18 protein-coding genes and 1 pseudogene are annotated in these 17,673 nt (G+C 37.4%); 9 read left to right on the top strand and 10 right to left on the bottom strand.

The window, feature by feature from the left end:
* The first annotated feature begins 12 nt into the window (after positions 1-12).
* The 6 genes from BM084_RS10650 (at position 13) to BM084_RS10625 (ending at position 2,502) form a co-directional block, all read left to right on the top strand.
* A complete protein-coding gene (locus BM084_RS10650; protein WP_075325307.1) occupies positions 13-252 on the top strand; it encodes a hypothetical protein in 240 nt (79 codons plus the stop codon).
* Entirely contained in the window at positions 243-404 is a 162-nt protein-coding gene (locus BM084_RS19430) for a hypothetical protein (RefSeq protein WP_232228886.1), read from the top strand. The genes BM084_RS10650 and BM084_RS19430 overlap by 10 nt, the downstream gene beginning before the upstream one ends.
* A gap of 143 nt (positions 405-547) precedes the next feature.
* The gene (locus BM084_RS10640) at positions 548-1,213 is read left to right on the top strand and encodes an NAD(P)H-binding protein (protein WP_093304668.1); all 666 of its coding nucleotides are present in this window, start codon (positions 548-550) and stop codon (positions 1,211-1,213) included.
* Positions 1,214-1,681 carry a CYTH domain-containing protein gene (locus tag BM084_RS10635; RefSeq protein WP_075325305.1) on the top strand — a complete coding sequence of 156 codons (468 nt, stop codon included), beginning with the start codon at positions 1,214-1,216 and terminating at the stop codon, positions 1,679-1,681.
* A gap of 8 nt (positions 1,682-1,689) precedes the next feature.
* Positions 1,690-2,190, top strand: coding sequence for a YciI family protein (locus BM084_RS10630; protein ID WP_075325304.1), 501 nt, complete (start codon positions 1,690-1,692; stop codon positions 2,188-2,190).
* Between the two features lie 30 nt (positions 2,191-2,220).
* Positions 2,221-2,502, top strand: a complete 282-nt coding sequence (locus BM084_RS10625; RefSeq protein WP_075325303.1) for a GNAT family N-acetyltransferase — start codon at positions 2,221-2,223, stop codon at positions 2,500-2,502.
* A gap of 44 nt (positions 2,503-2,546) precedes the next feature.
* Here BM084_RS10625 and trxA read toward each other — a convergent pair whose 3' ends face one another.
* From trxA to BM084_RS10590, 7 genes are all read right to left on the bottom strand, one after another.
* The gene (gene trxA, locus BM084_RS10620; protein WP_075325302.1) at positions 2,547-2,846 is read right to left on the bottom strand and encodes a thioredoxin; all 300 of its coding nucleotides are present in this window, start codon (positions 2,844-2,846) and stop codon (positions 2,547-2,549) included.
* Positions 2,847-3,080: 234 nt separating this feature from the next.
* Positions 3,081-4,487: an efflux transporter outer membrane subunit gene (locus BM084_RS10615; protein ID WP_075325301.1), complete on the bottom strand. Its 1,407-nt coding sequence runs from the start codon at positions 4,485-4,487 to the stop codon at positions 3,081-3,083.
* Positions 4,488-4,489: 2 nt separating this feature from the next.
* Positions 4,490-7,651, bottom strand: a complete 3,162-nt coding sequence (locus BM084_RS10610; protein ID WP_093304665.1) for an efflux RND transporter permease subunit — start codon at positions 7,649-7,651, stop codon at positions 4,490-4,492.
* Positions 7,652-7,660: 9 nt separating this feature from the next.
* Positions 7,661-8,785 carry an efflux RND transporter periplasmic adaptor subunit gene (locus BM084_RS10605; protein ID WP_057480988.1) on the bottom strand — a complete coding sequence of 375 codons (1,125 nt, stop codon included), beginning with the start codon at positions 8,783-8,785 and terminating at the stop codon, positions 7,661-7,663.
* 15 nt (positions 8,786-8,800) lie between these two features.
* Positions 8,801-9,289 (bottom strand): GbsR/MarR family transcriptional regulator, encoded by a 489-nt coding sequence (locus BM084_RS10600; RefSeq protein WP_057480989.1) that lies wholly within the window; start codon positions 9,287-9,289, stop codon positions 8,801-8,803.
* A 70-nt stretch (positions 9,290-9,359) separates the two neighbouring features.
* On the bottom strand, positions 9,360-10,202 hold the full coding sequence (locus tag BM084_RS10595) for a phospholipase A (RefSeq protein WP_057480990.1): 843 nt from the start codon (positions 10,200-10,202) through the stop codon (positions 9,360-9,362).
* A 128-nt stretch (positions 10,203-10,330) separates the two neighbouring features.
* Positions 10,331-11,407: an isoaspartyl peptidase/L-asparaginase family protein gene (locus BM084_RS10590; protein WP_075325300.1), complete on the bottom strand. Its 1,077-nt coding sequence runs from the start codon at positions 11,405-11,407 to the stop codon at positions 10,331-10,333.
* A 201-nt stretch (positions 11,408-11,608) separates the two neighbouring features.
* On the opposite strand from BM084_RS10590, the gene BM084_RS10585 reads away from it, so the two are divergent.
* The 3 genes and pseudogenes from BM084_RS10585 to BM084_RS19695 form a co-directional block, all read left to right on the top strand.
* Positions 11,609-12,151 (top strand): 3-hydroxyanthranilate 3,4-dioxygenase, encoded by a 543-nt coding sequence (locus BM084_RS10585; protein WP_093304663.1) that lies wholly within the window; start codon positions 11,609-11,611, stop codon positions 12,149-12,151.
* A 61-nt stretch (positions 12,152-12,212) separates the two neighbouring features.
* The gene (gene amaB / locus BM084_RS10580; RefSeq protein ID WP_093304661.1) at positions 12,213-13,766 is read left to right on the top strand and encodes an L-piperidine-6-carboxylate dehydrogenase; all 1,554 of its coding nucleotides are present in this window, start codon (positions 12,213-12,215) and stop codon (positions 13,764-13,766) included.
* Positions 13,767-14,229: 463 nt separating this feature from the next.
* Positions 14,230-14,334 (top strand): annotated as a pseudogene (locus BM084_RS19695) (YkvA family protein); the annotation flags it as partial.
* Between the two features lie 159 nt (positions 14,335-14,493).
* Here BM084_RS19695 and BM084_RS10570 read toward each other — a convergent pair.
* The 3 genes from BM084_RS10570 to BM084_RS10560 all read right to left on the bottom strand — a co-directional run bounded on the left by BM084_RS10570 (position 14,494) and on the right by BM084_RS10560 (position 17,529).
* Positions 14,494-15,498, bottom strand: coding sequence for an acyl-ACP desaturase (locus BM084_RS10570; protein ID WP_075325296.1), 1,005 nt, complete (start codon positions 15,496-15,498; stop codon positions 14,494-14,496).
* Between the two features lie 164 nt (positions 15,499-15,662).
* Entirely contained in the window at positions 15,663-16,391 is a 729-nt protein-coding gene (locus BM084_RS10565; RefSeq protein ID WP_075325295.1) for a metallophosphoesterase family protein, read from the bottom strand.
* Position 16,392: 1 nt separating this feature from the next.
* A complete protein-coding gene (locus tag BM084_RS10560; RefSeq protein ID WP_075325294.1) occupies positions 16,393-17,529 on the bottom strand; it encodes an ATP-binding protein in 1,137 nt (378 codons plus the stop codon).
* Between the last annotated feature and the right edge of the window lie 144 nt (positions 17,530-17,673).

The raw sequence follows: 17,673 nt of genomic DNA, 5'->3' as shown, positions 1-17,673 counted from the left end.
CAATTAAAAAAAATGAAGAAAGAGAAGGAGCTTAAGCAACGGGTTTTGGCTTACGTTCAGGAAGCTGATGAAGAATTACTTCATCTTATAGCAGAAGTGGCTGAAACTTATAAAAAGCAAAAAAAAGGTGATTTGTGGGATAAGCTTAGCGACATTGAGAAAGCTGCTATTCAAAAAGGCTTAGAGGATGCCAATAACGATAAGGTGTTAGCTAATGAAGATGTTATGCGAATGTTTAAAAAATGGCATTAGAGATCTTTTGGACAGAGACTGCAAAGACAGGTTTGCAGAGAGTGCTGGAATATTTGGAAGAAAATTGGACTGAAAAAGAAATATTTAAACTGGAAGAAAAACTTAAAATAGTTATTCAAATCATCATTTTAAACCCAGAATTTGTTTCCTAAGTCCACGCAAAACCCTAAGCTTTTTAAAGCTTTGATAGATAAAAATAATTATATAGTTTATAGAGAAAATAAAGAGAAACAAAGAATCGAAATAATTAATTTTAGAGGAACCAGAAAAAGACCGGTTCATTAATAAATAATATATGCCAAAAACAGCAATAATTTTAGGAGCTACCGGCCTAACCGGAGGAATGTTACTACAGCAATTACTTGAAGACGACAGGTATGGGAAAATCAAACTTTTCTCGAGAAATTCAGTAGAAAAAAAACATCCTAAAATCGAAGAACATTTAATAGATCTTTTTAAACTGGAGGAACATAAAGACAAATTTACCGCCGATGAGGTTTTTTGTTGTGTGGGTACCACCAAAAAGAAGACCCCAGATCACAATACGTACACCAAAATTGATCGCGGAATTCCTGTGACAGCGGCCAGGCTTTGTAAAGCAAATAATATAGATACATTTCTGGTAGTTTCGGCACTTGGAGCGAATCCCAAAAGCAGGGTGTTTTATAACCGTATTAAGGGGAAAATGGAGAAAGAGGTATTAGAGCAGGAAATTAAGAATACCTATATCTTACAACCTTCACTTATTACTGGTGAGCGGAAGGAAAGCCGAAGCTTTGAAAAAGTTGGAAAAGTAATGCTCAATTTTATAAATCCGTTTTTCCTGGGAACTTTACGTAAATACAAGTCTATTTCGGCTGAAAGTATTGCCAGGGCTATGGTAGCCATTGCTAATAAGCCCGAATTGGACGTAGAAAGAATTCCTTCAGATGAAATTAAAAATATAGCACACAATAATTAAATGCAGGAAATTGAACGTAAATACCTTGTACTTTCAGAAGATTTTAAAAAGGAATCATTTAAGAATTTCAGCATAAAACAAGGATTTTTAAACACCGATCCCGAACGTACAGTGCGCTTAAGAATTACCGGCGATAATGCTTTTCTTACTATTAAAGGGAAATCTTCAAAAAACGGACTTACACGTTTTGAATGGGAAAAGGAAATTGATATAAAGGAAGCCGAAGCGCTATTTGGACTTTGTGAACCTGGAGTTATAGAAAAAACCCGCTATTTGGTGAAAGGCGGTGATTTTGTTTTTGAAATTGATGAATTTCACGCTGAAAATGAAGGTTTAACCGTAGCAGAAATAGAATTGAATTCTGAAACCGATACCTTTAAGAAACCCAATTGGCTGGGAGAAGAAGTAACCGGAGATATAAAATATTATAATTCCCAATTAAGCAAGAACCCGTATAAAAACTGGTAAAATTTAATATGAAGAAATTAATTTATATACTCGTTTTTCCGTTTTTAATACTTTCCTGTAAAGATATTCCAGAACAGGAGCGAGGTATTCCCGGGCCAGAGAAAGTTGAGAAGAAAAAGCCCAAAACCAATATAGATTCTATTGCGAAACATTTAAATGAAAAAGGTTATCAAACTTTTACCTACAAAGAGGGCGACAGCACTTATTTGATGCAGCAATATTATATGGTTTTTTTGAAAAAGGGAGAAAACCGCAACCAGGATTCTACTGAAGCGGCAAAACTGCAAAAGGAACACCTGGCTTATTTAAGCAAAATGGCACAAGAAGGCTACGCAAGCTTAATTGGCCCCTTTGGTGATGACGGGGATATTCGTGGAATTGCGGTTTATAATACGGCTACGCAGCAAGAAGCCGATAGTTTGGCAAAACAGGATCCTATGGTAAAAGCCGGTAGATTAAAAGTTGAAGTTCATCCCTGGTGGACCGCAAAGGGTGGAAAACTCGATTAAATCCAGACAAAATTCTTAAAAATTTGAATTATGAAGATTGAACAAGTTGATGAAATTAAGAAGGGCTTTTTTCAAGCTTTGGAAAATGAAAAAATTGCCGGGAAAGTAGAATATACCTGGGCAGGCCGAAGCAAGTTTATAATAGACCATACCGAAGTTGACCCCGATTTTAAAGGCCAAGGTATAGGCAAGAAATTAATAAAAGCTACTGTAGATTTTGCAAAAGAAAATAAGCTGAAGGTGATTCCGCTATGTCCTTTTGCAAAAAGTGTGATAGAAAAAGAACCCGAATTTCAGAAGGTTTTAGCTTAAAATAATTTCAAAAACATACATTGCTTCCCAGCTTTAGGTTTCTATTAGGAATTAGAATTAATAATATTTACAATTTCAGCTTTTTGTAAAACTCCAGATTGTCTCCAGAGTTGCTGGCCATTTTTAAATAGCATCATTGTGGGAACACCGCGCACCTGGTATTTTCCCGCCAATTCCTGGTTTTTATCTACATCTATCTTTACAATTTTTACGCCATCGCCCAATTCGGCCTTTACGTCTTTTAAAATTGGCGCCAGTGTTTTGCAAGGGCCACACCAGTCAGCATAAAAATCAACTAGAACAGGTTTTTCATCTTTTATAATATCACTAAAACTACTTTTCATTTTAATAAAATTTAAGCTTTCTTAAAGTTACTGAATTTACTCGATAATCGAGATTTAAATGCTACGAGGTTTGCCTCAAATCAAACTATTTTTCTTACAAAAAGTCCCGTGGGCTTGCTCCAGGTAGTGTACTGGCTTAGTCGAAATTAAATTTCAATCTCAACAAAAAAACAGCCCCAAAATTTAATTCTGGAGCTGTTTATTCAACAATTAACAAAACAAATTCAACACAATTTATTGCCAGCCTCCACCAAGGGCTTTATAAAGATTTACGATGGAATTCAATTTATTGTATTCAGCATTTATAAGGTTTAGCTGAGAATTTAAAGCATTTTCCCTTGCGGTTAATACTTCCAGGTAATTTATAAGACCGTTATTCAATAATTCTTCTGAATAGCCTGAAGCCTTATTGTAAGCTTCATATTCATTCTCAAGAATATCTATGCGTTCGGTACTTGCCTGGTAATTAGAAAGTGCATCTGAAACTTCCCTGCCGGCCACTAAAATGGCTTGTTTAAAGTTTAGTAAAGCTTCTTCTTGTTGTGCCTGCGAAACTTCGTACTGGGTTCTTATTTGCCGCTTATTAACAATTGGCTGCAAAAGCGAAGCACCCAAATTAGCAAAAAGGGAATTGGCATTTAATAATTTATCCAGTTCTAAACTTTGAAAACCACCTGAAGCGGTTAATGTAAGCGAAGGATAGAAGTTAGCGCGAGCCGCATTAGTAAGTTCAAAAGCATTAATTAATCCGTACTCGGCGGCAATCACATCTGGCCTATTTCTTAGGAGTTGTGAGGGCACTCCTGTATTCAACGGACTTACAATATTTTGTTGTGATAAATCAGTTCGTTCTATTTCCTGTGGCCCTGCGCCCAGTAGAATGGAAAATGAATTTTCCAGCAAGCGAATTTGGTTTTCAAGCTGCACTACTAAAGCCTCGGCTGTATGCAACTGCGCTTTGGTTTGTTGTACACCAACTTCAGTTACATTTCCGGCATCTTTAAGGGCCATTGTAGTTTCCAGGCTGCTTTTCCTGGTTTCCAGGGTTTCTTTTGCAATTCTAAGTTGCTCGTCCAGGCTTAGTAATTGATAATAATTATTAGCAATATTGGAAATAAGCTGAGTCTTTACCGCTTTATGAGCAGCTTCACTTTGTAGATAAGCTGCGGTAAAAGCACGATCGTTACTTCTTATTTTTCCCCAAATATCAGCTTCCCAGGAAAGATTTCCGGTAACGTCGTATTGGGTAATACTTCCGTCAAAGAAAGAACCAAACTGGCTGTTAGGAGATAAGATTTGATGATTTACGGCCGGCCCTGCACTTAGGGTAGGGAAATAACTCGCTTTCCCTTGTTTTACATAAGCTTCGGCTGCCAACATTTGCTGTATGGCAATGCGTATATCTATATTATTCTCCAGGCCTTCTTCAATATGGTTTTTCAGAATAGGATCGGTAAAAATTTCGGTCCAGGAAATAGTGGCCATATTTAAGGAATCCTGCGGAAGATTATCTGTTCTATACAATTCTTCAGAAATCTCTTCTATTTCAGGACGTTCGTAATCTTTGGCTGCAAAACAGGAAACCAATAAAAATGGTAAGGCTCCCCCAAGCAAAAGTTTATATATACTGTTCTTTCTCATTGTTATTCTTTTTCAGAAATTGATTTGTTTTCTGTTTTAGCTGCTTCTGGTATCCCGGTTATTTTTTCCTGTAAATGTTGGAAAATGATATAAAGAATTGGAATAATAAAAACTCCCAATATGGTACCAACTAATAAACCTCCAACAGCTCCCGTACCTATAGAGCGGTTACCTGCAGCACCTGTACCACCGGCAAAAACCAAAGGAAGTAAACCAATAATAAAGGCAAAAGAGGTCATTAAAATAGGTCTTAACCGCACTCTTGCACCCTCTAAGGCAGCATCTACAATAGAAAGGCCTGCCTGCCTTCGTTGCATGGCAAACTCTACAATAAGAATTGCGTTCTTAGCCAGCAGCCCCAGCAGCATTATTAAAGCAATTTGGAAATAAATATTTGCCTGAAGCCCTGTGAATTTAGTTACCAGGTAAGAGCCCATTACCCCAACCGGCAATGAAAGTAGCACTGCGAAAGGAATAAGGTAGCTTTCATATTGAGCTGAAAGAATGAAGTAAACAAACAGAATACTTAAAATCAAGATAAAAGTAGTCTGTGAACCTGCTGAAACTTCTTCCCTGGTAAGTCCGCTATAATCTACGCTAAAATTAGAGGGTAGTGATTCTGCACTTACTTCTTGTACTGCTGCAATAGCATCTCCAGAAGAATATCCCGGAGCCGGGGCACCGTTTATAGTTGCCGAGTTAAACAGGTTAAACCTGGTTACCGATTGCGGACCATAAACCCGTTTTAAGCTTACAAATTCACTTAAAGGCGCCATTTCTCCCTGGGAATTTCTTACAAATAGAGAATTTAAATCGTCGGTGCCGGCGCGATCTTCAGGTAAAGCCTGAACATACACACGATATTGTTTACCAAATCTAGAGAAATCTGCTGCGTAAATACTTCCAATATACCCTTGTAATGTTGAGAAGATGGTAGAAATATCCACGCCTGCTTCTTTAGCTTTCGGAATATTTAAATCCATTTCATACTGCGGATAATTTGTGTTGAAAGAACTTTGTGCATACTGAATTTCCGGTCTTTGGGAAAGCGCTGCAATATAATTTTGGGTTTGGGTATCCAGTTCCTGGAAACTACCACCTGATCTATCTAACAATTTAGCTTCAAATCCCCCTGAAACTCCAAAACCTGGAATACTGGGAGGAGAAAAGAATAGCATTTCAGCATCAGAAAATGAAGCGCCAATTTGAAATAATTGTCCCTGGATAGATTCTACCGATAGGTGATCTTCTTCACGTTCACTCCAGTCGTCTAATTTAATAAAACCAAGTGCATAGTTACTACCTGCTCCACCAATTAAACTATAACCATTTACTAAAGAAACACCCTGTACACCTTCTATTTGTTGTGCTTTTTTCTCTAATTCTGAAGTAATTCCCACGGTTCTGTCTAAAGAAGCACCGGCAGGTAATTCAACATTTACAAATAATATTCCGCGGTCTTCATCTGGTACAAAACCGGTTGGAGTAGTCTTAGCTCCCCAAAATATAGCAAGTACCGCAGCTACAAGGATTAGCCCTGTAATCCACTTATGTTTACTTAAAAATGTAAGGGAATTCACATACTTGTCAGTAGTTACTTTAAAAGCGGTATTAAACGAACTAAAGAAGCGCTGTAAAAAATTCTTTTTCTTATGTTCTTCGTCTTCACGATGTGGTTTTAAGAAAATGGCACAAAGCGCAGGACTTAAAGTTAAAGCATTAACTGCAGATATTGCAATAGCTACAATTAAAGTCACCCCAAATTGTTCATAGAAAACTCCTGTGGGTCCCGTGATAAAAGTTACGGGAATAAATACCGCTCCCATTACCAGCGTAATAGAAATAATCGCCCCGGTAATTTCGTCCATCGCTTTTCTTGTACCGCTTATGGCATCTTTAGCTCCTTCTTCCATTTTTGCATGTACGGCTTCTACTACTACAATAGCATCATCTACTACAATACCAATAGCCAGTACCAGCGCAAATAGCGTTAGTAAGTTTATAGAGTACCCAAACAGGTTTAAGAAAAAGAATGTACCAATTATGGAAACCGGTACCGCAATGGCAGGAATAAGGGTAGACCTAAAATCCTGAAGAAATATAAAAACTACAATAAATACCAGTATAAACGCTTCAATAAGCGTTAAAATCACTTTATCTATAGAAGCGGTAAGAAATTCGTTGGTATCAAAATTTATATATACCGAAAGCCCGGTTGGAAAATCTTCTTCCATTTCGTCCAGCTTCTGGTGAATATTTTCAATAATTTCCTGGGCATTAGAACCTGGCGTTTGGTAAACAGCCATATTCACTCCTGGCTTACCATTGGTATATCCAATAACATTATAACCTTCGGCATCCAGTTCAACTTCTGCAACATCGTCTAACCTTAGGTATTGCCCATTATCAAGGGCTTTAATAATAATATTTCGGTATTGATCTTCGTCCTGGTATCTTCCGCTATAACGCAGTACATATTCAAAAGCTTCAGCATTATTTTGACCTAAAGATCCCGCAGCAGCTTCCTGACTTTGCTCATTAATGGCTCCAATAACATCTGAAGGGATTAAATTATAAGCCGCTAATTTTTCAGGCTGAAGCCAGATTCGCATCGCATATTTCTTGGCGCCAAATACATTTACGTTCCCAACCCCGTTAATACGCTGTAATTCTGGAATCACGTTAATATTCAGGTAATTCTGAATAAAAGTTGCGTCATATTCTTCGTTGTCTGAAACCACGGTAAAGAACATCAATGCACTGGTTTGTTCTTTTTGCGTGGTTACCCCAGATTGGGTTACTTCCTGCGGCAGTAAAGGTGTAGCACGTGCCACACGGTTTTGAACGTTTACCGCGGCAATATCTGGATCTACTCCCTGGTCAAAAAATACCTGTATACTGGCACTACCGTTGTTACTGGCAGTAGAGGTAATATAATCCATTCCCTCAACCCCGTTTATTTGCTCTTCAATGGGAATAATTACACTCTCCAGTACTGTTTGAGCATTTGCCCCCGGGAAATTAGCCGAAACCTGAACCGTTGGAGGGGCAATATCTGGATACTGCGTTACAGGCAGTGTTGAAATTCCCAACACACCCAATACCACAATTATAATGGAAACGACCGTAGATAATACCGGTCTTTCTATAAATTTCTTTAGCATCTTAAAGTCTTATTTAAATACTGTATTAATAGAATTCGCAATACTATCAAAAGGAATTTCTTGCGGTTTTATTGGAGTGTTGTTTCTTAGTTTTGCCACGCCCTGAGCAACAATTTTATCGCCTTTTTTAAGGCCGGAAGCAACAACAATAAGATTATTTACTCTTGAAGTTTCTGTGATTGGTGTAGAAACGGCCAAACTATCACCCTGAACTTTGTAAACGTAAGTTCTTCCCTGTTGCTCATAACTTGAGATTTCGGGTACTACAATTACGTCTTCAAAAGTTTGTGGCACTCGAATCTTACCACTATTACCGTTAGATAATAGTTGATTTGGATTAGGAAATTTGGCCCTGAAGGTTACTGTACCTGTTGAAGGATCAATTTGTCCAGAAATTGTTTGAATTTTCCCTTTTTGTTCATATTCTTTACCATTGGCCAGAATTAAACTTACATCTGGGAAATTAGATATCTTTTCTTCTATACTGCTGCCCGAAGTTTCCTGAAGAAAACTCATATAATCTTTCTCGTTCATAGAAAAGAACGCATAAACCTCATCGGTTTGGGAAACCGTAGTAAGCGGTGTAGGGTCTCCGGGAGATACAAGTGCTCCATTTCGAAAATTAATATTACCTACATAACCATCTACCGGGCTTTTAATATTTGCATAATCAATATTTGCAGCTATACTGTTGTAGTTAGCCTGGGCCTGGGAGAGCTGTGCTTTTGCGGTTTGTAGTTGTACTCCACTAATAATATCTTTTTCAACTAAGGGTTTTAGTTTTTCAACTTCAACCCGGGCGGCATTTACATTTGCCTGGGCAGCTTCAGCATCACCCGATAAAGATTCTGTTTCAAGCTTAAAAAGCCTTTGTCCTTTTGTTACTTTTTCTCCTGCATCTACTAAAACATCTGTGATATAACCAGAAACTTTTGCTCTAACCTGACTGTTTACCACACCCTCTATACTGGTAGGATAGGAAGTGAAACCGGTAACTGTCTTTGTTTGTACTTCTAATACCGGGAGTGGTTGTGCACCCTGGCCCTGTGCTGCTTGCTGTTCTTCTTTCCCGTTAGAACAGGAAGTGAAAACGGCAGCACCTATAAACAGACTGAAATAAATTATCTTTTTCATTGCTTTTTATTGTAATTAATGGTTGTTGATGTTCTTCTTTAATTTATTAAGCGCTGCCGTTGCTTCATCTAAAAAGTCTAACAGGCTTTTTTGAAATTCCATATCAAAAGGCGGATCTTCTTTATTCAATTCGTTGCTCTTTTGCTTGTATTCCAGAACCTCTTTATGAATACATTTTTGAGCTTCCCACTTCGCGGTGAGCTCATCAATATGGTTTTCCATCAGGTCGGGTTTTACAATAAAATACCGCTTTCTGTCTCCAGATTTTGTGTAGTATTCAATACGGTTTGTTGTTTGAAGATGTTCTAAATGAGTAGAAACCGTACTTTTTCCGGCATTTAAATCTTTTACCAATTGCTCAAAAGTGATTCCTTTTTTACCGGTAACAATAAGCGTGGCAAAAATCCTGGCTGCAACCGGAGCTAACTGATGCTCTTTTTCAAACTGAACGCCCAATTTTTCAATTAAACGTGTTTTTTGTGCTTGTAAGTCCGTATTGTTCATTTTAATAAATTGAAGGCGCGAAATTAATATTTAGTTCCGAATAACCCGAACCAAATTTCTAAAAGGTTTGTTAAATTGCATCGGGAAGCGATTTTAGGAAGTTTAATTCGTCTGATTTTAGAACGAAGCCTGCGCGAATCATACTTCGGTTTTCTTCAAAATTAATAAGGCTTTCTGCATTTCCTTTATACCACTCCAGCATTACCTGGAAATTAGAAGAATTAAAAGGTTTATAAAGAAACCTGGTGCGCACCGTTCCATTCCAGTTTTTAATTCCCTTTCTAAGCATAAGATCTACCAGTAATTTTTCTGGAATTAAATTGTAAGTAAGGCTTATTTTTCCGTAGCCAACATAATCAATTAGCTCGGGATTATCCTTTTTATATTTAAATGGCAACCAGCCTTTTACACTAATTAAAAGGTTTTTATTTATCGCGGTGTGATAACTTAAAGAAAGAGAGTTCCAGCTTCGGGAATAAATACTATCCCGCCCGTTAGATTCGTGTTCCAACTGTAAATAGGCCATTCCGGCCAAATCATCATTTTTATTATATACTGGTTTTCCCAAGCCTACCCCCGGATTAAAATTAAGTTCGCGAAAGGGGCTTGAAAACTCATAAATATTCCAAAAAGCTTTTTGGGTATAAGTGAGAAACAAGTAGGTATCAAGCGGTAGGGTATTACGCGTAATTAATGCTTTAAAACTAATTTGATATTTTGCATCTGCAGATTTAGAATTGAGATCTTTATTTGTAGAAATTCCCGTGATAAAATAATTATCCTTATGAATAGAAAAAGTGGGCATATTTTCTATGGTATCGTTTATTTTTTCACGTGATAAACGTTGTGAAAAAACCTCTCCATAACAGAATATAAAGACCAATATTAGAATTACACCGTACTTATTTCTCATTTGTAAATTATTTAGAAGTTTGCAAAATTATAATTAGTTCGGAATTCTCCGAACTAACGAATTCTAAAATTGAGTTAAAAAAAAGCCCAACCGTTTAGGTTGGGCTTGTAAAGATCTTATTTCAAAGGTTATTCGCTATAGATTCCTATTTCCAGGTCGCCGTCTTGGTTCATTTTTGCACGGTACATCCCAGCGGTATTAAATTCCATGGAAACATTCCCATTACGATCTATAGCAATGATGCCACCGTTTCCTCCCAGTTCGGGATTTTTGTTTTGAATTACTTCTTTTGCAGCTTCAGCAAGGCTCATTCCTTTATATTCCATCATTGCTGAAATATCGTAGGCTACCACGCCCCGTATAAAAAACTCTCCCCAGCCGGTTGCTGAAATCGCTGCGGTTTTATTATTAGCATAAGTTCCTGCGCCAATTATGGGTGCATCTCCTATACGTCCCCATTTTTTATTAGTCATTCCGCCGGTTGAGGTTCCTGCGGCAAGGTTTCCATTTTTGTCTAAAGCGGCACAACCAACCGTACCAAATTTAGAATCTTTAATAAACGGATCTACAAATGCAGTTTTGCTATCGTGATCCAACTCTGTTTTTTCTGAATCTCTTGCTTTTAAACGTTCTAAACTTTTAAAGCGTTTCTCGGTATAAAAATATTTTGGGTCTACAATTTCCAAATTTCGTTCTTTAGCAAACTGTTCGGCGCCTTTCCCTGAAAGCATTACGTGCTCTGAATTTTTCATTACTTCCCAGGCGAGATTTATAGGGTTTTTCACAGTAGTTACTCCAGAAACTGCACCTGCATTTAGAGTTTCTCCTTCCATTATGGAAGCATCAAGTTCGTTTTTGGCATCATTTGTAAAAACGGCACCTTTCCCTGCGTTAAATAGCGGCGAATTCTCCATCACATTTATGGTTCGTTGTACGGCTTCTATCGCGGTACCGCCATTTGCTAAAATTTCGTGCCCGGTTCTTATGGCTTCTTCCAGCTTGGCTTTGTAAGCCTGTTCCAGAGAATCACTCATATTTTCTTTTAGAATTGTGCCGGCACCACCATGAATAACAATCCCAAAATTGCCTACGGAATCCTGAACTTTTTCAGCTTCGGGGGATTCATTTTTTTCTGAATCTTTTTCAATTGAAATATTACAGGCTAAAAAGAGAGAAAGACTGAATAAAAGGAATATTTTTTTCATATTGAGTGTGATTTTAAGTCGAAGATACGCATTTTGTTAAGTTTTTTATTTTGCGCCAGGGATAGCAGCGTAAAGCCCACAGGAGCCGATAGGCGACGAGGACTTGTAGCGTATAGCCCGTTAAGGTGCCCAAAAAGATAAGAAAATGGGGCATTTGTCTAAGCTTTAAGTTGTAATTTTAAGGAATATAAATTAGAAATCATGGCAGTAAATAAACCTTTTAATCTTAATAAATGGATTGACCAAAACCGGGAATCTCTTAAGCCGCCGGTGGGCAATCGAAATCTTTACAAAGAATCTGAAGATTATATTGTGATGGTGGTTGCAGGGCCAAATGCGCGCAAGGATTATCATTATAACGAAACCGAGGAGCTTTTTTATCAATTGGAAGGCGAAATTGAAGTACATATTCAGGAAGATGGTAAGAAAAAAACGATGAAATTAAGTCCTGGAGATATGTATTTGCATCCCGCAAAAGTGCCACATTCGCCGGTTAGAAATGAAGGTTCTATTGGGCTGGTTGTAGAGCGAAAACGCGTGCAACTTGAAGGCAAAGATGGGCTATTATGGTTTTGCGATAATTGTAACCATAAATTATATGAAGTTTATTTTCCATTAGAAGATATTGAAAAAGATTTTTTAAAGCATTTTAAACATTTCTACGGAAGTAAAGAATTACGTACCTGTGATAATTGCGGGGAAGTAATGCCGGTAGATGAGCGTTTTGTAGCCGAAACGGAATAGCATAAAAATTTTATTATTTTAGCAGGAAACACACAAAAGAACAGATAAAATTTACAATTTAATGAGTGAAATAGCAGAAAAATTCGGAATTAAACAAGCTTTAAAAGATCTTGGTTTACAGGAAACCAATAATGGAACTTCTACCGGAAAAGATTTTTTTAGTAGTGGTGAAGTAATTGAATCTTATTCTCCGGTAGACGGTGCTTTAATTGGAAAAGTAAAAGCCACCACCAAAGAAGATTACGAAAAAGTAATTACTACTGCCACTGCAGGTTTTAAAGAATGGCGCACCTGGCCGGCACCTCAGCGTGGTGAAGTGGTTCGCCAGTTCAATGATGAATTAAGAAGATTAAAAGAACCTTTGGGGAAACTGGTTTCCTACGAAATGGGAAAATCTTACCAGGAAGGTTTGGGCGAAGTTCAGGAAATGATAGATATCTGTGATTTCGCAGTGGGACTTTCCCGCCAGTTACACGGATTAACCATGCATTCTGAACGCCCCGGGCATAGAATGTATGAGCAATACCACCCGTTAGGAATAGTTGGAATTATTTCGGCATTTAACTTTCCCGTAGCGGTTTGGTCATGGAATACCGCTTTAGCCTGGGTTTGTGGAGATGCTTGCGTTTGGAAAGGATCAGAAAAAACTCCGTTAACTTCTGTGGCCTGTCAAAATATCGCAGCAAGAGTTTTTGCTGAAAATAATGTTCCTGCAGGGATTTCTTCATTAATCACTGGCGATTATAAAGTTGGTGAAATGATGACCAACGATAAACGAGTGCCGTTAATTTCGGCTACCGGTTCAATTAGAATGGGAAAAATAGTTGCCCAGGCCGTGGCCGCAAGGTTAGGAAAATCACTTCTTGAATTAGGAGGAAATAACGCGATAATCGTAACGCCAGATGCCGATATTAAAAATACGGTGATCGGTGCGGTGTTTGGAGCCGTAGGAACCTGTGGGCAGCGTTGTACTTCTACCCGAAGATTGATAATTCACGAATCTATTTACGATAAAGTAAAAGATGCTATTGTAAAAGCTTATAAGCAATTGCGTATTGGAAACCCATTAGATGAAAATAATCACGTGGGGCCGCTTATTGATAAAGATGCGGTTAAAAATTATCAAAGCGCTTTAGATAAAGTTGTAGAAGAAGGCGGTACGATCTTATTTGAAGGCGGTGTTTTGGAAGGCGAAGGTTATGAAAGCGGATGCTATGTGAAACCAGCCATTGCGGAAGCAAAGAACGAGTTTAAGATCGTGCAGCACGAAACTTTTGCGCCGGTGCTTTATATTATGAAATATTCCGGAGATGTTTCTAACGCTCTGGAATTACAAAATGGGGTAGTGCAGGGACTTTCTTCAGCAATAATGACCAACAATTTAAGGGAGGCCGAGCGTTTTCTTTCGGTTGAAGGTTCAGATTGCGGGATTGCAAATGTGAATATTGGAACTTCAGGTGCTGAAATTGGCGGTGCTTTTGGCGGTGAAAAAGAAACCGGAGGTGGAAGAGAATCTGGTTCTGATGCGTGGAAAATCTATATGAGACGTCAAACCAACACTATTAATTATACCACTGAATTGCCATTGGCGCAGGGTATTAAATTCGATTTGTAGTATTTAATAATAGAATCGTCACCCTGAACTTGTTTCAGGGTCTAATGTGTAGATTATAAAAAACTTAGATTCTGAAATAATCCGCAGTTTCGGGAAAGAATGACGGAGTAGCTTAATTGGAATTATGAACAAAACCTCACAGCATTTAAAATCTGTGAGGTTTGTTTTTTCTCAGATTTTAGCATTTCCCTAATTAAACCTTCAATAATAATTTTATATTTTGTGGTCATCAAAAAAATAGACAATGAGTAAAATCGATAACGAAACAATTAAGAAAGAGCATAAAAAGCTTCAGGACGATTTTGAAGAAGAAGATATAGATGATGTACTGGAAGATGAAGATGCGATAAAATCTAAATTTGAAAATAAAGGAAAATTACAGCGTTATCTGGATGATGCGGTAATACTTTTTAGTTTGCTAAAAGATTATGCGAACGGGAATTACAGGGAAGTACCCTTTAACGTAATTGCAGCTATTGGAGGCGCTCTTCTTTATGTACTTTCGCCCATAGATCTAATCCCCGATTTTATTCCAATTATTGGTTATTTAGACGATGCTGCGGTAGTTGCTTTTTGTCTAAATCTCATAGAAAAAGATCTAATTTCTTATAAAATTTGGAAGAAACAGGAAGTGTAGTTTTAAAGATTTCTCACGAATAAATTCAAAAAAAAGACCTCACAGGTTTTCATAACTTGTGGGGTCTAATTTTTTTATAGACAAATTGCCTTAAATTCTTCCGTTAGGCTCAACCCATTTAAAGATATGCTGATCTTGCGGAACAGCCATACGGTCTGCAATTCTTCGCATTCTATCGGGCAATCTCATAAGATAATCCCTGGCTTTTTCAGCTTCATCGGTAAGGGAACGCATTTTATCAATTTCCCAGTATCCATTTAGTTTTTCAAGGATTTCAATATAATCGTAAGTGGTGTATACGCCAAGTCTTTGGGCTGCGTTAGAGAAGTTTTCAAAAGCTTCGGCAATTCCCTGTCCGCTTTCACGTAAAAACTGAGCTGGCATAACAATCTTTCTTTTCATCATATCGTGAAAAGCCAGCATCATTTGGCTGGGATCGTGTTCAAAGATGGTTTTTACAAATTCCCGGTAAGCCATATAATGTCTCATCTCGTCTCCGGCAATAATATTACACATTTTTCCCAGCATTTTATTGCCTTTTTTCTTAGCTAACTGGCCAACACGCTTATGCGAAATATTGGTTGCCAATTCCTGGAAACTGGTATATACAAAGTTCTTATAAGGATCACGCCCCGTTCCAATGTCAAAACCATCATTTATTAAATGTTGTGTGGTTTTTTCAATTTCACGCATATTTACCCTACCAGAGAGGTAAAGGTATTTGTTAAGCGTATCTCCGTGGCGGTTTTCTTCTCCGGTCCAGTGACGAACCCACTTAGACCAGGCGTTTTCTTCACCACGGCTTTTACCGTGTTGTTTTACCCCTTCCATGTCCATAAGCCAAGATTCGTAGGTTGGGAGGGCTTCTTCGGTAACCATATCGGCAACTAAAACTACCCAAAAATCGTATTCAAGTTCTTTTGCTTCTTCCCTAATTTGGGTAAGCTCATTCATATAATCCTCTCCCTGTAAATTTGGAAGTAAATCTGTAGGTTGCCAGATTTCTTCTACCGGGATAAGGTATTTTTCAATGAAACCGTCTACCTCTTTCTCAACGGTGTTCATTACTTCTAATCTAATATTATCGAGGGCCATTTTATGTGGATTGGAGCAGGTATTTTAGAAACCCTGCTGGGATTTATAATTATGCTACAAAAACTGTGTTTTAGTTTTTACTAATATAATTCAGCTTAAATAAAACTCAAAATCATTAAAGTACAAAGATATAAAGAGTAAAGGCGTTTTCTGGTAAAATCGTCTTAATTTCTACCTTCCTCCTCGGGATATAGCTTAAAAACTGGCTCACTTTGCCATATTTCCTTTGAATTTACATCTATAGCCGATAATTTTCCCATAAAAGCAGCGCCGGTATCTACATTCCAAATGTTTGCTTTTTTTACCGGGACATCTTCGTTAATTCGGGTAACCGGGGTATGGCCAATAAATATTTCATCAAAAAGTCTTAGGCGCTTTGGGTAATTTATATCATCTGGCTTTATATTTTTATCTAAAGAAAGTGCCATTTCCCATAGGGTTCTATCCCAGTAAAATCCGGTATCGTGGTATTCCTGTTCGGGACCATGTTGATTTGTAAACCCCGCGTGCACAAAAAGCCTGTTTTTTTTATCTACGTAATAATTAACCATCTGATTAAAAAACTCGATATGCGCTTTTATTTCTTCTGAAGAAAAATTTCTATACGCATCAATACTGGATTGCCCGCCGTGCTCCAGCCACTTTTCATTAAGCTCTCCAGATTCCAGCCAGCGATGAGTAAGATCGTCATGATTTCCCCGTATAAAAATACAGGTATTTTGCTTTGCGAATTCTATTAAATAGGAAACCACGTTTGCCGAATCACTCCAGCCATCTACATAATCGCCCAAAAAAATTAGTTCATCGTCTGGGGTGACTTCAATTTTTTTAAGCAGTTGTATTAATGCTTTTAATCCTCCGTGAATGTCTCCAATGGCAATACTTCTACCCATATTAATTGTATTTTACTTTTCTTAAAATTCGCATACTTTCCTTATAATAATTATAAACTTCCTGGCTGTATTCTTTTAAAAATGGTTTGGCTTCTTCCAGTTTGTCTATTGCCTGTGCAAAGTTATTTAAATAACAAAGTAAATAAGTTGAAGGCAAATTTTTGAGATCTTTTATTTGTTGTTTATTTAACGGAAGTTTCTTTTTAAGTCTTTCCAGAAGTTTATTGTTTGTGTTGTATATATGATAAAGTGTTTTCTTGTCGAATTCTGGTGGCTCAAATAGCAATTTGCTTTCTATCTCATAACTCACGCTGTCTTTAAAACGAATAGTTACCTCTTCTAAGGGATAAAACTGGTATTTATCGTGCAGTCCCAATTGTACATATTCCAGGATTTTAAATTGTTCTTCGGTAAGGCTAATACTCACCTGGTCCAAATCTGAATAAAACAATTTCACCTGTTCGTTTATTAATTCTATATCTACACGGGAGTAAAATGTTTCATTTTTTACCTGAATCTTTTTTCCGGCCCAACAAACCACAAAATATTCTTTAAAAACTTTATAAGTGGCGTTATAATCTTTTCTCTTCTGAAGAAAATCAAACACCCCGTCCAGGGTTAATTCTATATTATTATGGGAATGGTTTTCTATAGAATTTACCACTTCTGAATTCACATCGCTAATAGTAATATCAAAAACCTTGGGCATACTAATGCTCCCGTCTCTAAGAAAAACCGAGCCACCATAATATTTCCAAATGTTTTTTCTAAGCGAGCATATTTTTCCGTGGTTGGGCTTAATGGTCACCAGGCCAACCACAAGGTTTCCCGGCAAATGCGGAAAAGGAATATTTTCATAAGATATTAATGGCGGATTACTTAAATAAGCATTCACCAGGTTTTGAATTTTACTATCGTCAAAAAAATCGGTGCCAACAATACGGTTATCTTCGTCCTGGACTCCAATTACGATATAAGAATTGTTTTCAGGATTGGAATTAGAAAGTGCGCAAACGTGCTTTAAAAACTTGGCTTTTCCTTCGCGTTCGCCAATATTAAGCTTCAGCTTTTTATCATAAAAGCTATTCTCGTCGTTGTGTGCGAGTAAGTTTTTTATTAAAAGCCGTTTGTTGATCATATTTACTTTGTCATTTCCGTGAAGACGGAAATCTCTTTAATTATTATCTATTCTTTTTCCCATTACATATCTGCGTTAAACCATATCATTTTTCAATATTTTTATTCCTAGGGTATTCCAAAAACTAAACCTATAAGGTTTTTA

The sequence above is a fragment of the Salegentibacter agarivorans genome, from assembly GCF_900113135.1.
GTDB classification, from domain to species: Bacteria; Bacteroidota; Bacteroidia; order Flavobacteriales; family Flavobacteriaceae; genus Salegentibacter; species Salegentibacter agarivorans.
Note: the sequence above shows the minus strand (reverse complement) of the source record. Positions and strands in the feature narration are given on the sequence as shown.

Excerpts from the sequence above, each read along its gene's own strand:
- BM084_RS10650 (WP_075325307.1), top strand. The coding sequence starts at position 13 with ATGAAGAAAGAGAAGGAGCTTAAGCAACGGGTTTTGGCTTACGTTCAG.
- BM084_RS10610 (WP_093304665.1), bottom strand. The coding sequence starts at position 7,651 with ATGCTAAAGAAATTTATAGAAAGACCGGTATTATCTACGGTCGTTTCC.
- BM084_RS10595 (WP_057480990.1), bottom strand. The coding sequence starts at position 10,202 with ATGAGAAATAAGTACGGTGTAATTCTAATATTGGTCTTTATATTCTGT.
- BM084_RS10605 (WP_057480988.1), bottom strand. The coding sequence starts at position 8,785 with ATGAAAAAGATAATTTATTTCAGTCTGTTTATAGGTGCTGCCGTTTTC.
- BM084_RS10570 (WP_075325296.1), bottom strand. The coding sequence starts at position 15,498 with ATGGCCCTCGATAATATTAGATTAGAAGTAATGAACACCGTTGAGAAA.
- BM084_RS19430 (WP_232228886.1), top strand. The coding sequence starts at position 243 with ATGGCATTAGAGATCTTTTGGACAGAGACTGCAAAGACAGGTTTGCAG.
- BM084_RS10560 (WP_075325294.1), bottom strand. The coding sequence starts at position 17,529 with ATGATCAACAAACGGCTTTTAATAAAAAACTTACTCGCACACAACGAC.
- BM084_RS10590 (WP_075325300.1), bottom strand. The coding sequence starts at position 11,407 with ATGAAAAAAATATTCCTTTTATTCAGTCTTTCTCTCTTTTTAGCCTGT.
- BM084_RS10585 (WP_093304663.1), top strand. The coding sequence starts at position 11,609 with ATGGCAGTAAATAAACCTTTTAATCTTAATAAATGGATTGACCAAAAC.
- amaB (WP_093304661.1), top strand. The coding sequence starts at position 12,213 with ATGAGTGAAATAGCAGAAAAATTCGGAATTAAACAAGCTTTAAAAGAT.
- BM084_RS10635 (WP_075325305.1), top strand. The coding sequence starts at position 1,214 with ATGCAGGAAATTGAACGTAAATACCTTGTACTTTCAGAAGATTTTAAA.
- BM084_RS10630 (WP_075325304.1), top strand. The coding sequence starts at position 1,690 with ATGAAGAAATTAATTTATATACTCGTTTTTCCGTTTTTAATACTTTCC.
- BM084_RS10565 (WP_075325295.1), bottom strand. The coding sequence starts at position 16,391 with ATGGGTAGAAGTATTGCCATTGGAGACATTCACGGAGGATTAAAAGCA.
- trxA (WP_075325302.1), bottom strand. The coding sequence starts at position 2,846 with ATGAAAAGTAGTTTTAGTGATATTATAAAAGATGAAAAACCTGTTCTA.
- BM084_RS10600 (WP_057480989.1), bottom strand. The coding sequence starts at position 9,289 with ATGAACAATACGGACTTACAAGCACAAAAAACACGTTTAATTGAAAAA.
- BM084_RS10640 (WP_093304668.1), top strand. The coding sequence starts at position 548 with ATGCCAAAAACAGCAATAATTTTAGGAGCTACCGGCCTAACCGGAGGA.
- BM084_RS10615 (WP_075325301.1), bottom strand. The coding sequence starts at position 4,487 with ATGAGAAAGAACAGTATATATAAACTTTTGCTTGGGGGAGCCTTACCA.
- BM084_RS10625 (WP_075325303.1), top strand. The coding sequence starts at position 2,221 with ATGAAGATTGAACAAGTTGATGAAATTAAGAAGGGCTTTTTTCAAGCT.